Raw genomic sequence first — 16,490 nt, 5'->3', positions numbered from 1 at the left:
GGATGAAGTGTATCTGGAGCAGATTCACGAAGCAAATGATATCAAAAAATTAAATGAACGGGAACTGACAGGACTGGCAGAAGAAATCCGCACGTTTCTTGTTGAGAAGATCAGCAAGACCGGTGGTCATCTTGCCTCCAACCTTGGAGTCGTAGAGCTTACCATGGCGATGCATCTCAGCTTTCAGCTTCCAGAAGATAAAATGATCTGGGATGTAGGGCATCAGTCTTATACGCATAAGATTCTGACCGGAAGGAAAGAAGGATTTGATGATCTGAGAAAATATGGCGGGATGAGCGGTTTCCCGAAGAGGAAAGAAAGTGACTGTGATGCCTTTGATACCGGTCATAGCTCCACTTCGATTTCGGCCGGACTTGGCTATGCCAGAGGAAGGGATATCCTGGGGCAGGATTATTATGTGATCTCTGTTATCGGGGACGGATCCCTGACCGGAGGAATGGCATATGAAGCACTGAATAATGCTGCGGAGATGAAGACGAATTTCATCATCGTACTCAACGATAACCATATGTCTATTTCCAAAAATGTCGGCGGAATGTCCAGTTATCTCGGAGAACTGCGCACTGCCCAGGCCTATACCGACCTGAAGGATACGGTGGAAAATGTACTTGGCAGTATTCCGTTTGGCGGTGAAAAGATGGTGCGGCATATTAAGCGCACCAAGAGCAGCATCAAGCAGCTTTTGGTTCCGGGAATGTTCTTTGAAGATATGGGAATCAAGTATTTAGGACCGGTGGACGGGCATGACCTGAAGGCACTGCGCCGTGCATTTACCGAGGCAAAAAGGGTAAAAGGACCGGTGCTTGTCCATGTACTGACAAAAAAGGGGAAAGGCTATCTTCCGGCAGAAGAAAACCCTTCCCGTTTCCATGGAACCGGTCCGTTTGATATCCAGACAGGAGAGCCGATTTCCAAAGGTGGAACGGATTCCTGTACAGATGTGTTTTCCAAGGTTATGCTGGATCTGGCAAAAAAAGATGACAGACTGGTAGCGATCACGGCGGCAATGGAAGACGGAACCGGTCTGGCAGCATTTCACAGATACTATCCGGACCGCTTTTTTGATGTGGGGATCGCAGAGGGGCATGGCGTGACCTTTGCGGCAGGACTTGCCGCGGCAGGATTGCATCCGGTATTTGCTGTATATTCTTCGTTTTTACAGAGAGGGTTTGACCAGATGATTCATGATGTCTGTCTGCAGAAGCTTCCGGTCGTATTTGCAGTGGACAGGGCAGGACTTGTGGGAAGCGACGGGGAGACCCACCAGGGGATCTTTGATCTTTCTTACCTGTCAATGATCCCGAATATGACCGTCCTTTCTCCGAAAAATAAATGGGAGTTGGCGGACATGGTGCGGTTTGCGGTGAGACTTGGAGCACCGGCAGCAGTGCGCTATCCAAGAGGCAGCGCATTTGACGGATTCCGTGAATACAGAGCACCGATCGAGTATGGAAAGAGTGAGCCGGTCTATGAAGAAGAGGATATTGCGATCATCAGTGTCGGACATATGTTTGAGCAGGCAGTTCAGGTTCGGAAGCGTTTGAAAGAGATTGGATATAACTGTACCCTGATTAATGCCCGGTTTGTAAAGCCGATGGATGAGGAGATGCTCCGGAAACTGACGGTGGAACACCGGCTGATCGTGACACTGGAAGAGAATATCCGCAGAGGCGGATTCGGAGAATCTGTGACTGCTTATCTGGCAGGTCTTGAGACAGACGCAGAGGTTCTGAATCTGGCACTGCCGGATGACTATATCGAACACGGAAGTGTAGACCTACTTCGCAGTGAGGTGATGCTGGATGTGGAATCCTGCGTGGCCAGGATTATCACTGCATATATAGCAGAAGAGAGCAGGAGGGATTGATAGAGAATGAAAGAACGGTTGGATGTATTACTTGTAAAGAGAAATCTGGCATCCTCCAGAGAAAAGGCAAAAGCGATCATTATGTCCGGCAATGTATTTGTGGACGGACAGAGAGAGGATAAAGCGGGAACTTCCTTTCCGGAAGAGGTTCAGATCGAAGTCCGTGGACATGCACTTCCGTATGTCAGCCGCGGAGGACTCAAGCTGGAAAAGGCGATGAAGAATTTTGATGTATCCATGGAAGGAAAGGTATGTACCGATGTGGGATCTTCGACAGGAGGCTTTACAGACTGCATGCTGCAAAATGGAGCAGTCAAGGTGTTTGCCATTGATGTGGGACATGGTCAGCTGGACTGGAAATTACGTCAGGATGAAAGAGTGGTCTGCATGGAAAAGACCAACATCCGTTATGTACAGCCGGAAGATCTGGGAGAACCGATTGATTTTTCATCGATCGATGTTTCTTTTATTTCGCTGACGAAGGTACTTCTCCCAATCCGTAATTACCTGAAAGAGAACGGAGAGATCGTTGCACTGATCAAGCCACAGTTTGAAGCCGGACGTGAGAAGGTTGGGAAAAAAGGTGTGGTAAGGGAAAAGAGTACCCATATCGAGGTCATTGAAAAAGTAACCGATTATGCTGTATCGATCGGCTTTGAAGTAGCAGCACTTGAATTTTCACCGATCAAAGGACCGGAAGGGAATATCGAGTATCTGGTACATCTGAAAAAATGCCCGGAGGAAGAGGCAAAGATTGTGGAGAGCGTAGACATTCGGGGGACTGTCGATGCTGCTTTTGACACACTTGCGAAAAAGGATCCGGCTGAGGAGAAGAAATAAAAAGATATGGAAAAGTTTTACATTATCACGAATGATATGAAGGATGCAAACCGGAAGATCACCGTGAAAATAAAAAAATGCATTGAATCCTACGGGAAGAAATGTTACCTGGAAGAGCAGCCGGAAGAAGGAAATTTTTCAAAGATCAAGATTCCGAAGGATATTGATTGTGTGTTGACGGTAGGCGGAGATGGAACCTTTATCCAGGCATCCAGACGTCTGTTCGGGCGGGATCTTCCGATGCTTGGAATCAATATGGGCACCCTTGGCTATCTGACTGAGGTAGAGGTGCAGAATGTAGAAGAGGCTGTAAAACAGCTCGTAGAGGGCAAATATACGATTGAAGAGCGGATGATGCTGTATGGATCCGCTGCATACCGCAATGTAAGAGATGTGGCACTCAATGATATTGTTATGACGAGATCCGGCAGCATGAAGATCGTTCATTTTAATCTCTATGTTAACGGAGAGTTTTTGAACTCCTATGATGCCGACGGGCTGATCGTGTCCACACCGACGGGTTCTACTGCGTACAATCTGTCTGCAGGAGGACCGATCGTGGAGCCGACAGCGTCTCTGATCGTTGTGACACCGATCTGCTCGCATGCACTCAATTCCCGCAGTATCGTTTTCTCAGACAAAGATGAGATCGTGATCGAGATCGGTGCAAAACGGGAGAATCAGATCGAGGAAGCAGTGATCGCATATGATGGTGCGGATGAAGTCCCGCTTCATACCGGCGACCGGATCCGGATCAAAAAGGCGTGGGAGACAGCGAAAATCGTAAAACTCAGCAAAGTGAGCTTTCTGGAAACATTACGTGAAAAGATGAAAGGAAACTAGAAGATGAAAGTAAACCGACATGCCAAAATTGTAGAATTGATCAACAAATATCAGATTGAGACACAGGATGAGCTTGCCGAGTATCTGAATGAAGCGGGATTTAAAGTGACGCAGGCAACGGTATCCAGAGATATCCGCGACTTAAAGCTCACCAAGGTTCCGGCAGAAAACGGAAGGCAGAAATATGCGGTACTCCAGGGTGCACAGAACGGAATGACTGAAAAATATGTGCGCATTTTGCGGGATGGATTCAGCTCTATGGATATGGCTCAGAACATTCTGGTACTGAAAACGGTATCTGGTATGGCGATGGCGGTGGCTGCGGCACTGGATGCGATGAACTGGAATGAGATCGTTGGCTGTATTGCCGGGGATGATACGATCATGTGCGCTGTGCGGACTGTGGATGATACGATCCTTCTGATGGAAAAGATCAAGAAACTACTGGAACAATAGACAGGAGAAAGAATGTTACAAAATTTGCATGTAAAAAATCTGGCGCTGATCGATGAGGCGGAAGTGGATTTCTCTGGTGGACTCAATATCCTGACCGGGGAAACCGGTGCCGGAAAATCAATTATCCTGGGGAGTGTCAGTCTTGCCCTGGGCGGAAGATATTCCGCAGATATGCTTCGTAAGGGAGCCGATAAGGGACTTGTAGAACTGACCTTTTATGTGGATAATCCGGAAACGGTACGGAAGCTGGAAGAGATGGATCTTTCGCCGGACGGAGGGCAGATCATTATCACCAGACGGTTTAACGGAAACCGAAGTGTGAGCCGGATCAACGGAGAGACTGTGACGCTGGGACGACTAAAGGAAGCAGCCCAGATTCTGATCGATATTCACGGACAGCATGAGCATCAGTCACTGTTATATAAAAAGAATCATCTGGCAATTCTGGATGCATTTGCAAAAGAAGCCGGAGAATGGAAGAAAAAAGTGGCGGATTCATACAGGGAATACCGCCGGCTGGAAAAAGAACTTAAGGAAGCCGATAAAGACGAGGCTGAGAGAGCCAAAGAGATTTCTTTTCTTGAATTTGAGATCGATGAAATTGAAAATGCTGGAATCACTGCGGCAGAATGCCAGTCGGTAGAAGAAGATTACCGGCGGATGATGCAGGGGAAAAAAATCGCGGAGAATCTGGAAGAGGCGTATCTGTATACAGCAGGAGAAGGCGGTATAAGTGCGGCAGAAGCGATCGGACGGGCAGTACGCGCGGCAGCTGTGGCGGCAGAACATGATGACAAATCGGGAGAGCTGTATGAACAGCTGGTCGAAGTGGAGAATCTGATCGGGGATTCCGGGCGCGAGCTTCGCGGTTATCTGGACAGCCTTTCTTTTGAACCGGAACAGTTCTATGAGACGGAGAGCCGGCTGAACCAGATCAATCATCTGAAGGTCAAATACGGAGATTCGGCAGAGGCGATCCTGCAGCATAAGGCAGATGACGAGGAGCGCCTCCTGATTTTAAAAAATTATGATGAATATTTAAATGAATTAAAGGGAAAACTGAAAAAAGCAGAGGAACGTCTGCGAAAAGAATGCGAGAGTCTGTCGAAGGTCCGTAAAAAAGAGGCAAAGCTTTTGCAGGCAAAGATCGCAGAAGGACTCCAGGATCTGAATTTTCTGGATGTCTGTTTTGAAATCCGGTTTTCAAAAACTTCCGGGTACACAGCAGAAGGGACGGATGAGGTGGAATTTATGATCTCCATGAATCCGGGCGAACCGACAAGACCGCTTGCAGCTGTGGCATCCGGCGGTGAACTTTCCCGGATCATGCTTGCGATCAAGGCAGTCATGGCGGATAAAGATGAGATCGAGACACTGATCTTTGATGAGATCGATGTAGGAATCAGCGGCCGTACCGCACAGAAGGTTTCCGAGAAGATGTGCCTGATCGGCAGGAAACATCAGGTGATCTGCATTACGCATCTGGCACAGATCGCTGCAATGGCAGATACCCATTACCTGATTGAAAAACGGGTGGAAGATCAGATGACAAAGACCAGGATCCGGCAGCTTGACGGGGAAGAATCTGTGCAGGAGCTGGGAAGGATCCTTGGAGGCGCAAAGATTACGGATGCGGTGCTGGAAAACGCACGGGAGATGAAAATTCTGGCATCCGGTTTGAAAAAATAAGATTGAGCACATACTAGAGGCAGGAGAAAAAATCCTGCCTTATTTTTTGCGAAATTTCAGGGAGGAAAAAGGGGTGTGCGATGTCGGTTAGAAGTTATCGGAAAATGTTAAGTGTGTTATTAGCGGTAATTGTGGTTATAGGAGGCAGCTATTGCTACAGGGAATGGCGGGCTGGGAAAGCGGAGAGGGAGGCTTCGGTCAGTGAGCTTTCTGGGGATCTTCTGATTCCGGGAGGGATGCCGGTGGGGATTTATATGGAAACGGATGGCGTGATGGTTCTGGGGACGCAGGAGATCAGGGGAGCAGACGGGATTGTTGTGAATCCGGCGAAGCATCTGGTTAAGGAGGGCGATTATATTGTGGGGGTGGATTCTGAAAGGATCGACAATAAAAGCGAACTTATCGAACGGGTTAGAAACTTATCGAATAAGTCAGTAATTTTACATGTTCGTCGAAAAAAAGTGTATATTGATGTACAACTTCATCCGACAAAGGATGAAGTCGGGGCATATAAACTTGGAATCTGGGTGCGTGATAACGCGCAGGGACTCGGCACAATCACTTTTCTGAATGCGGATAGTGAATACGGTGCGTTGGGACATGGAATACATGATGTAGATACCGGTAAGCTGATCGAAATGTCAACGGGAAGATTATATGATACCAGCATTCAGAATATCAAAAAAGGTGAGAACGGAAATCCCGGAGGGATGGAAGGGATCATTGTCTACAATCATTACAACATTTTAGGTTCGATTACCACAAACACAGAGACAGGGATTTATGGGAAATTAGACAGGATTGAGAGAATATTTGACAGCAAAGAAGCTTATCCGGCTGCGGCAAAGGAAGAAATTCAGGTCGGAGAGGCGTGTATCCGCTGTGCGGTAAGCGGAAAGCCAGAAGATTATACAGTCAGAATCACAAAAGTTGACCTGGATGCCAGGGAGGTGAACAAGGGGATTGAAATTCAGGTTACTGACAAACGGTTACTTAAACTGACCGGTGGGATTGTGCAGGGAATGAGTGGAAGCCCCATCATGCAGAATGGAAAGATTATAGGAGCAGTAACACATGTTTTCGTACAGGATGCGACAAAGGGATACGGAATATTTATCGAAAACATGCTGGAAAATCTGAAAAAAGATTGAGATGTGCGAATCATGTCAGATTGCTGCGACACCATTTGCTTGTATTTGCAGAACGAAGAAGGCTATAATAGGTTCCATTCCAGTGCAAATTGTCACTTTAAGGAGGAGAAAGGTTTTATGGAAAAACTGAATGTAGCGATTGCTGACGATAACGAAAGAATGTTGAATTTACTAGGAGAAATTGTAGAAAGTGATAAAGACCTGAAACTGGTGGGAAAAGCCATGGACGGAGAAGACATTTATCACATTATAAGAGATAAAGAGCCTGATGTTGTACTTCTTGACCTGATCATGCCGAAAATAGATGGAATCAGTGTGATGGAAATGATAGGCGCAGATAAAACAGTAAAGAAACAGCCGAATTTTATTATTGTAACTGCGATTGGACAGGAGAGGATCACGGAAGATGCCTTTGAAAAAGGAGCAGCTTTCTACATCCTGAAACCATTTCGCAATGAAACGATCCTTCAGCGGATCAAAAGCTCCGGACATGCGGAAAAGAATGTAGCACCTTACACAGATTATACCGTATATGCGGAACCTTCTGAGGAGGACCTGGAAACACAGGTGACAGAACTGCTTCATGAAATCGGAATCCCGGCACATATCAAAGGATATCATTACCTGAGGGATTCCATTCTGATGGCGATTGACGATATGGAAGTTTTAAATGCGATCACAAAGATTCTGTATCCGACAGTCGCGAAAAAGAACCAGACTACATCGAGCCGTGTTGAACGGGCAATCCGCCATGCGATCGAGGTTGCATGGAGCAGGGGAAAACTGGATACCTTAGAAGCTCTTTTCGGTTACACAGTAAGTAACGGGAAAGGAAAACCGACCAATTCTGAATTTATTGCTCTGGTCGCAGACACGATCAGACTGAAATCAAAGCGCAGATAATTCTTTTCAAACGAACGAAATTGCGGTATAATTATAAATAAGCCGCGAGAGTAAGGAGGGTGTTAAATGAAAAAAGTATTATTTGTGGCATCTGAATCAGTTCCGTTTATCAAAACCGGGGGATTAGCCGATGTAGTGGGATCACTTCCAAAATATTTTGACAAGAACAAATACGATGTACGTGTTATGCTTCCAAAGTATATGTGCATGAAAGATGAATGGAAAGATAAACTTTCTTACAGACTTCATTTCTATATGGATCTGAACTGGAGACAGCAGTATGTAGGGATTCTCGAACTTCAGCATGAAGGAATCACTTTTTATTTCATAGACAATGAATATTATTTTAATGGTCCGAAGCCATATGGTGATATTGCATACGATATTGAGAAGTTTGCATTCTTTTCAAAAGCAGCCTTAAGTGCACTGCCGCTTCTGGATTTCAGACCGGATATCATTCACTGCCATGACTGGCAGACCGGGCTTGTTCCGATTTATCTGGATAATTTCCGCTATAACAATGAGTTTTTCCGTGGAATCAAGACCGTGATCACCATACATAACCTCAAATTCCAGGGTGTCTGGGATAAGAAGACGGTTATGGATATCACCGGACTTCCGGCATACTATTTCTCACCGGATAAGCTGGAAGCATATGACGATGCCAACTATCTGAAAGGCGGAATCGTCTACGCTGACCGTGTGACAACGGTAAGCAGCAGCTATGCGGAAGAGATCAAGACACCGTTCTATGGGGAGAAGCTGGAAGGACTGATGCAGGCAAGAGCAAACTGCCTGTCGGGAATTGTCAATGGTATTGATTACGGTGATTTCAATCCGGCAACAGATACCAACATTGCAAGAACTTACTCTGTCGAAAACTTCCGCAAGGAAAAAGTAAAAAATAAAATGGCTCTGCAGGAAGAACTCGGACTGGAGAGAGATCCGCACCGTATGATGATCGGTATCGTATCCAGACTGACCGACCAGAAAGGCTTTGACCTGATCGACTGTGTGATGGATGAACTTTGCCAGGATGCGGTTCAGATCGTCGTACTCGGTACCGGAGATGAGAGATACGAGAACATGTTCCGTCATTTCGCATGGAAGTATCCGGATAAGGTATCTGCACAGATCTATTATTCAGAGCCGATGTCTCATAAGATCTATGCATCCTGTGATGCATTCCTGATGCCGTCGTTATTTGAACCATGTGGACTGAGCCAGCTGATGAGTCTGAGATATGGTACAGTGCCGATCGTAAGAGAGACAGGCGGACTCAAAGATACTGTAGAAGCTTACAACGAATACGAGAAGACCGGAACCGGATTCAGTTTCACCAATTACAATGCGCATGAGATGCTTGCAACCGTAAGATATGCAGAACAGATTTACTATGATAAGAAGCGTGACTGGAACAAGATCGTAGAGCGTGGTATGGAAAAAGACTTCTCATGGAAGAATTCAGCCAAGCTTTACGAAGATCTTTACGAAAATATGTAAAATGCATTCTGGTAATCTGCCGGAAAATATGGTATCATGAAATGAAAAATTTTACAGAGGAGAAACATTCATTATGAGGATTATAGACAAAATTAAAGCAGACGGAGTACATATTTCCTTTGAAGTGTTTCCACCGAAGACGGATGCGGGCTTTGAATCCGTGTTAAAAGCAACGGATGGAATCGCAGAACTTAACCCGTCATTTATCAGTGTTACCTATGGAGCCGGTGGTGGAACCAGTAAGAATACGGTTAAGATTGCAAGTCATATCAAGAATGACCTGAAGATTCCGGCACTTGCACATCTGACCTGTGTGTCCTCAACAAAGGAAGAGGTACATAAGGTCATCGGACAGCTTCAGAAAGAAGGGGTTGAGAATATCCTTGCACTCAGAGGAGACATCCCGCAGGATGGACAGTTTCCACTTCCGGGACAGTATTCTCATGCCTGTGAACTGATCGAAGACATCAAAAAAACGGGAGACTTCTGCATCGGAGCTGCATGCTATCCGGAAGGACATGTAGAGATGGAACACAAGAAAGATGATATCCGTTATCTCAAAGAAAAGGTAGATTGTGGAGTGGATTTTATTACCACACAGATGTTTTTCAATAATGATATTTTCTATAATTTCCTGTATCGTATCCGTGAACAGGGAATCATGATACCGGTGCTTCCGGGCATCATGCCGATCACAACGAAAAAGCAGCTCGCAAGAAGCTGTGCCCTTTCAGGAACTGCTGTTCCGCAGAGATTCCGTGCGATTGTCGATTATTTCGGAGATGATCCGGCAGCGATGAAGCAGGCGGGAATTGCATATGCGACCGACCAGATCATTGACCTGATCGCAAATGGAGTCCGCAATATCCACGTATATTCGATGAACAAACCGGAAGTGGCTGCTGCAATCATGCAGAACCTTTCAGAAATCGTAAAATAAAGGAACGTAAGAAAGATGACAGATGCCAGAACGAAAGAAGCAATTCGTTATCTGGGATATGGAAGACATGCGGTAGATGAACAGACGCTTGCGCTGATCGATGTTTCCTTCGGGGAACTCGATCAGACCACGCAGGCAAAATCCGTCTATCGCATTTTTGACTGTAAAGTTACAGGAGAAGACCAGGTGACGATCGGAAAAATGAATATTAAAAGCAGAAGTCTCGGAAAGAATCTCAGAGGCTGCAAAGAAGCAGTTGTATTTGGCGCAACACTCGGTACCGGTGTCGATATGCTGATGAAACGTTATTCACTGACAGATATGGCGAAATCTGTCGTATTGCAGGCATGCGCAGCTGCATATCTGGAGGAGTACTGTGACGATCTGCAGCTTTCGATCGAAGAAGAGTTAAAAGCGCAGAATAAATGGCTCAGACCGAGATTCAGTCCGGGATACGGTGATTTTGATATCCATCATCAGGACGATATCTTACGGATGCTGGATACGGCAAAGAAGATCGGACTTACCATGACAGACAGCTATATGCTCACACCGACAAAATCGGTGACTGCACTCATTGGGATCAGTGATACGCAGGAAAAATGCCACATCAAAGGCTGCGAAGTGTGTGAGAAGAAGGACTGCATTTACAGAAGAAATTAAGGAGCGTAGGGTATGAATATCAGAGAACGTTTGGGAAAAGAACTTTTATTTTTAGATGGAGGAATGGGAACTCTTCTGCAGGCAGAAGGACTTGCACCGGGAGAGCTTCCGGAGACCTGGAACATCGAGCATCCGGAGAAGGTGGAAGCGATTCACCGCAGATATTACGAAGCAGGAAGTGATGTGGTTCTTGCAAATACCTTTGGCGCTAATGTCTGCAAATTCCATGATGACAGATATACGGTTGAAGAAGTGATCCGTGCAGGGATTGCAAATGCAAAAAGAGCAGGGGAGCAGATCGGAAAAGAGACTTATGTGGCACTGGATATGGGACCGACCGGAAAGCTGTTAAAACCAATGGGAGATCTGGATTTTGATGATGCTTATGAAGCGTTTGCAGAAGCCGTCCGCTATGGAGAAAAGTACGGTGCAGACCTGATCCATATCGAGACCATGAGTGATACCTATGAGGTAAAGGCAGCCATTCTTGCAGCAAAAGAAAATTCTTCTCTTCCGGTATTCGTAACCATGATCTTTGACGAAAGAGGAAAGCTTCTGACAGGTGGGGATGTCCCTTCTGTTGTGGCAATGCTGGAAGGACTTCGCGTAGATGCACTGGGACTGAACTGTGGACTTGGACCGAAACAGATGCTTCCAATCCTGGAGGATTTAAGAAGATATACCTCCCTTCCGGTCATTGTGAAGCCAAATGCCGGACTTCCGAAGCAGAAGAACGGGGAAACGTATTACGATGTAGAGCCGGATGAGTTTGCCCGGATCATGCAGGAGGTTGTGAAGGGAGGAGCCTGTGTGATCGGCGGATGCTGCGGAACGACACCGGAGCATATTAAAAAGCTGGTAGAAGAATGCAAAGATCTTCCATTGTGCGGGATCGAGAAAAAGCATGATACGATCGTATCTTCTTATGGACAGGCTGTGATCCTGGATGATATGCCGCGTATCATCGGAGAAAGAATCAACCCGACCGGAAAGAAGAAATTCAAAGAAGCGCTGAAAAATGAAGATATGGACTACATCCTGAAAGAAGCGATCACGCAGCAGGATAAGGGTGCGCACATTCTGGATGTCAATGTAGGACTTCCGGATATTGACGAAGTTGCCATGATGGAAAAAGTTGTAAAAGAACTGCAGAGCGTGACCAGTCTTCCGCTTCAGATTGACACAGTAGATGGAAAGGCTATGGAACGCGCAATGCGTATCTACAATGGAAAGCCGATGATCAATTCTGTAAACGGAAAGCAGGTTTCTATGGACGAAGTATTCCCTCTGATCCGGAAATACGGCGGTGTAGTTGTCGGACTGACCATTGATGAAGAGGGGATTCCGAAGGATGCAGAAGGCCGTGTGCGTGTTGCGGGTAAGATCATCAACGAAGCAGCCAAATACGGAATCGACAAGAAAGATATCGTGATCGACGTGCTGACCATGACCATCAGTTCGGAAAAAGACGGGGCAAAGGTTACTCTGGAAGCACTGAAGAGAGTACGGGAAGAATTCGGTGTCAGGACCGTTCTTGGAGTATCGAATATTTCCTTTGGACTTCCAAGGCGTCCGATCGTCAACAGTTATTTCTATGCGATGGCAATGCAGAATGGACTGACGGCAGGAATCATCAATCCATCCTCAGAAGATATGATGAAGGCTTATCGTTCTTATAATGCACTGATGGGCTTTGATGAAAATTGTACGAATTATATCAGTACTTATGCGGGAACCACAGAAACGGTGACTGTCCAGGCCTCACAGACAGGTACAGCAACAGGAAGCGCGTCAAAAACAGCAGACGGTAAGATGACGCTCAAGTATGCGATCGAACGTGGACTCAAAGAAGAGGCGCATCATATTACCCGCGAGCTGATCGGTACAAGGGAACCGCTGGATATCATCCAGGAGGAGCTGATCCCGGCACTGAACGTGGTCGGTGATGGATTTGAGAAAGGAACCGTGTTCCTTCCGCAGCTTCTGATGAGTGCAGATGCTGCGAAGATTGCTTTTGCGGTTATCAAGGATGTGCTTGCTTCATCCGGACAGGAAGAAGAAAAGAAGGAGAAGATCATCCTTGCAACCGTAAAAGGTGATATCCATGATATCGGAAAGAATATCGTGAAAGTTCTTCTCGAAAATTATGGTTTTGATGTGATCGATCTCGGAAAGGATGTGCCGCCGGAGGCGATCGTAGAAAAAGCGGTTGAGGAGAATGTCACTTTGGTAGGCTTAAGTGCCCTGATGACCACAACTGTAGTCAGCATGGAAGAGACGATCAAACTTTTAAGAGAGAAAAAACCGGACTGTAAAGTCATGGTAGGCGGGGCTGTTCTGAACCAGGATTACGCGGATATGATCGGGGCGGATTTCTATGGAAAAGATGCCATGCAGTCCGTACACTATGCGCAGAAATTCTTTGGCATGGCGGAGTAGGAACTGTAAGGCAGATACAAAAGACCGAAAATGTATGTGAAAATGCTAAAAAAGTTTGGAAAAACTTTTTGTATATGCTATAATGTGCATAAATCAAGGAGAAAAGAAAATGATAGCATGGGAGGCATGACAAGATGGCATTTTTTTCAACACTGATCTCTACGGTATTGAAGATGCTCTTTATCGGAGCGTTTGCAGTCGGAGGGGTTTTTGCAGGCAAGAAGCTTCGCGAAAGAAAAGACGCAAAGAATTCAGAGACTAAGTAGAATGGAAAAAAGAAGGAATCGCAGAAAATGCGGTTCCTTTTTAAATTCCATTATATTGACAAGCCATCAAAATCTCTTTATAATTAGAATTTAGCTGATAGAAGCGAGGAGGATAAAGATGAAAGCTTACGGAGTTAACGAACTTAGACGCATGTTTCTTGACTTTTTCGAGAGCAAAGGTCATTTAAAAATGAAAAGCTTTTCGCTGGTGCCGCACAATGATAACAGCCTTCTGCTGATCAACTCAGGAATGGCACCGCTGAAACCATATTTTACAGGACAGGAGATCCCACCGAGACGCCGTGTGACAACCTGTCAGAAATGTATCCGTACAGGAGATATCGAGAACGTAGGAAAGACTGCACGTCACGGTACTTTCTTTGAGATGCTTGGTAACTTCTCATTCGGAGATTACTTTAAGACAGAAGCGATCCACTGGTCATGGGAATTCCTGACAGAAGTGGTTGGACTGGATCCGGATCGTCTGTACCCGTCTGTATATGAAGATGATGATGAAGCATGGAAGATCTGGAATGAAGAGATTGGTATTGCACCGGAGAGAATTTTCCGGTTCGGAAAAGAAGACAACTTCTGGGAGCATGGATCAGGTCCGTGCGGTCCGTGTTCAGAGATTTACTATGACCGTGGAGAAAAATACGGATGCGGTAAACCGGGATGTACAGTAGGCTGCGAATGTGACCGTTATATGGAGATCTGGAACAACGTATTTTCACAGTTCGACAATGATGGACATGGAAACTACAGCGAATTGAAGCAGAAGAATATTGATACCGGTATGGGACTTGAGAGACTTGCATGTATCGTGCAGGATGTAGACTCTATGTTCGATATTGATACTTTAAAAGCACTGCGTGACCAGGTATGTGAGATCGCAGGAGTATCTTATGGAGATAATGAAAGCACAGACGTATCTCTGCGTGTAATCACAGACCATGTGCGTTCTGTATCCTTCATGATCTCTGATGGTATTATGCCGTCTAATGAAGGAAGAGGATATGTTCTTCGCCGTCTTCTCCGCCGTGCATGCCGTCACGGAAGACTGCTGAACATTGCACCGGGATTCCTTACAGATCTTGCTGCAACTGTGATCGAAGGCTCTAAAGACGGATATCCGGAGCTGGAAGAAAAGAAAGACTTTATCATGAATGTCATCCGCAAGGAAGAAGAGCAGTTTGAGAAGACCATCGACCAGGGACTTGTCATCCTGAACGAGATGAAAGAAAAGATGGCAGAAGAAGGAACAAAGACTCTGTCCGGAGAAGATGCGTTCAAATTATATGATACCTATGGATTCCCGATCGATCTTACCAAAGAGATCCTGGAAGAAGAAGGCATGGATATCGATGAAGAGGGATTTAAAGCTGCAATGGAAGTTCAGCGTCAGACTGCAAGAAAAGCGCGTAAGGCAACGAACTACATGGGAGCAGATGCAACCGTATACGAATCCATCGATCCGTCTGTAACTTCCAAATTTGTCGGATACGATCATCTGGAATATGAATCGAAGATTACGGTACTTACCACAGAAAATGAGATCGTAGACGCTCTTTCTGACGGTGAGAGAGGAACCATCTTTGTAGATGAGACTCCGTTCTACGCAACAAGCGGTGGACAGGAAGCCGATCACGGTGTGATCAGATGCGGTGACGGTGAATTCGTTGTAGAAGACGTGAAGAAGATGCTTGGTGGCAAGATCGGTCATATCGGTCATATGACAAAGGGTATGATGAAGGCTGGAGATCAGGTGACTCTGACTGTTGATCCGCAGAGACGTGCGCTTTGTGCAAGAAACCACAGTGCGACACATCTGCTTCAGAAAGCACTCCGTACCGTACTTGGTACACATGTAGAACAGTCCGGATCTTATGTAGACGACAAGAGACTTCGTTTCGACTTCTCTCATTTCTCTGCAATGACACCGGAAGAACTGCAGAAAGTAGAAGATATGGTAAATGAAAGCATTTCCAGATCTCTGCAGGTTGTCATTAAGAACATGCCGATCGAAGAAGCAAGAAGGACCGGAGCACAGGCTCTATTCGGTGAGAAATACGGCGACATCGTCCGTGTTGTAAATATGGGAGATTACTCTATTGAGTTCTGTGGTGGTACACACGTTGCCAATACAAGCGAGATCGGAGCATTCAAGATCCTGTCTGAAAGTGGTGTGGCAGCAGGGGTACGCCGTATCGAAGCACTTACATCCAAAGGACTGATGGATTATTATGGAGAACTGGAACAGTTGCTTCATGAAGCAGCCAGGCTCCTGAAAGCAACTCCGGATACTGTATCTGAGAAGATTGCACATCTTCAGACTGAGAACAAAGAACTTCACAGTGAAGTAGAAAGCCTGAAGAGCAAGCTTGCAAAAGATGCCATGGGTGATGTGATGGATCAGGTAGAAGAAGTAGCCGGTGTAAAAGTGATTGCTGTCAGCGTAGAAGATATGGACATGAACGGACTGCGTGACCTTGGAGACCAGCTCAAGGAGAAGCTCGGAGAAGGCGTGGTCGTGATCGCATCCAGCGCGAACGGCAAGGTAAGCCTGATGGCTACAGCAACAGACGAAGCAATGAAGAAGGGTGCTCACGCAGGCAACCTGATCAAGGCAATCGCTTCCTGTGTAGGCGGTGGCGGCGGTGGACGTCCGAACATGGCACAGGCTGGCGGAAAGAACCCGGCCGGAATCCCGGATGCCCTTGCAAAAGTCAAAGAAGTACTGGCAGAACAGATAAAATAATGCCGGGAAATGACAGATTTATGCATATTTTTCCTATTTTTCAAAAAATTCTTGACTGAGAGGAAAAATATGATATAATCTAATGTAGTGCAATAAATATACCCGAACAGTCGTATGATGCACAATACCAGGCTGGAGGGGAGGTTAGGTG

At 46.0% G+C, this 16,490-nt stretch carries 13 protein-coding genes; all 13 read left to right on the top strand.

The window, feature by feature from the left end:
- Window positions 1-7 precede the first annotated feature (7 nt).
- The 13 genes from dxs (at window position 8) to alaS (ending at window position 16,339) form a co-directional block, all read left to right on the top strand.
- Window positions 8-1,888, top strand: a complete 1,881-nt coding sequence (gene dxs, locus G4407_RS08105; protein ID WP_173688505.1) for a 1-deoxy-D-xylulose-5-phosphate synthase — start codon at window positions 8-10, stop codon at window positions 1,886-1,888.
- Window positions 1,889-1,894: 6 nt separating this feature from the next.
- Window positions 1,895-2,728, top strand: coding sequence for a TlyA family RNA methyltransferase (locus tag G4407_RS08100; RefSeq protein WP_173688459.1), 834 nt, complete (start codon window positions 1,895-1,897; stop codon window positions 2,726-2,728).
- A gap of 6 nt (window positions 2,729-2,734) precedes the next feature.
- Window positions 2,735-3,571 (top strand): NAD(+)/NADH kinase, encoded by an 837-nt coding sequence (locus tag G4407_RS08095; protein WP_173688458.1) that lies wholly within the window; start codon window positions 2,735-2,737, stop codon window positions 3,569-3,571.
- Window positions 3,572-3,574: 3 nt separating this feature from the next.
- Window positions 3,575-4,027 carry an arginine repressor gene (argR, locus tag G4407_RS08090; protein ID WP_173688457.1) on the top strand — a complete coding sequence of 151 codons (453 nt, stop codon included), beginning with the start codon at window positions 3,575-3,577 and terminating at the stop codon, window positions 4,025-4,027.
- A 12-nt stretch (window positions 4,028-4,039) separates the two neighbouring features.
- Entirely contained in the window at window positions 4,040-5,716 is a 1,677-nt protein-coding gene (recN, locus tag G4407_RS08085) for a DNA repair protein RecN (protein ID WP_173688456.1), read from the top strand.
- Between the two features lie 80 nt (window positions 5,717-5,796).
- Window positions 5,797-6,867 (top strand): SpoIVB peptidase, encoded by a 1,071-nt coding sequence (spoIVB, locus tag G4407_RS08080; protein WP_173688455.1) that lies wholly within the window; start codon window positions 5,797-5,799, stop codon window positions 6,865-6,867.
- Window positions 6,868-6,984: 117 nt separating this feature from the next.
- Window positions 6,985-7,770, top strand: coding sequence for a sporulation transcription factor Spo0A (gene spo0A, locus G4407_RS08075; protein ID WP_173688454.1), 786 nt, complete (start codon window positions 6,985-6,987; stop codon window positions 7,768-7,770).
- Window positions 7,771-7,836: 66 nt separating this feature from the next.
- On the top strand, window positions 7,837-9,273 hold the full coding sequence (gene glgA / locus G4407_RS08070) for a glycogen synthase GlgA (RefSeq protein WP_173688453.1): 1,437 nt from the start codon (window positions 7,837-7,839) through the stop codon (window positions 9,271-9,273).
- A 73-nt stretch (window positions 9,274-9,346) separates the two neighbouring features.
- Complete coding sequence (metF, locus tag G4407_RS08065) at window positions 9,347-10,213, top strand: methylenetetrahydrofolate reductase [NAD(P)H] (RefSeq protein WP_173688452.1); 867 nt, start codon at window positions 9,347-9,349, stop codon at window positions 10,211-10,213.
- A 15-nt stretch (window positions 10,214-10,228) separates the two neighbouring features.
- Complete coding sequence (locus tag G4407_RS08060; protein WP_173688451.1) at window positions 10,229-10,876, top strand: vitamin B12 dependent-methionine synthase activation domain-containing protein; 648 nt, start codon at window positions 10,229-10,231, stop codon at window positions 10,874-10,876.
- Window positions 10,877-10,888: 12 nt separating this feature from the next.
- The gene (locus G4407_RS08055) at window positions 10,889-13,315 is read left to right on the top strand and encodes a homocysteine S-methyltransferase family protein (RefSeq protein ID WP_173688450.1); all 2,427 of its coding nucleotides are present in this window, start codon (window positions 10,889-10,891) and stop codon (window positions 13,313-13,315) included.
- A gap of 134 nt (window positions 13,316-13,449) precedes the next feature.
- Entirely contained in the window at window positions 13,450-13,581 is a 132-nt protein-coding gene (locus tag G4407_RS16410; RefSeq protein ID WP_195231449.1) for a vanadium nitrogenase, read from the top strand.
- Window positions 13,582-13,699: 118 nt separating this feature from the next.
- Complete coding sequence (alaS, locus tag G4407_RS08050; RefSeq protein WP_173688449.1) at window positions 13,700-16,339, top strand: alanine--tRNA ligase; 2,640 nt, start codon at window positions 13,700-13,702, stop codon at window positions 16,337-16,339.
- Window positions 16,340-16,490: the final 151 nt, after the last annotated feature.

This window comes from Allocoprococcus comes, assembly GCF_013300725.1.
Classification (GTDB): Bacteria; Bacillota; Clostridia; order Lachnospirales; family Lachnospiraceae; genus Allocoprococcus; species Allocoprococcus comes_A.
Note: the sequence above shows the minus strand (reverse complement) of the source record. Positions and strands in the feature narration are given on the sequence as shown.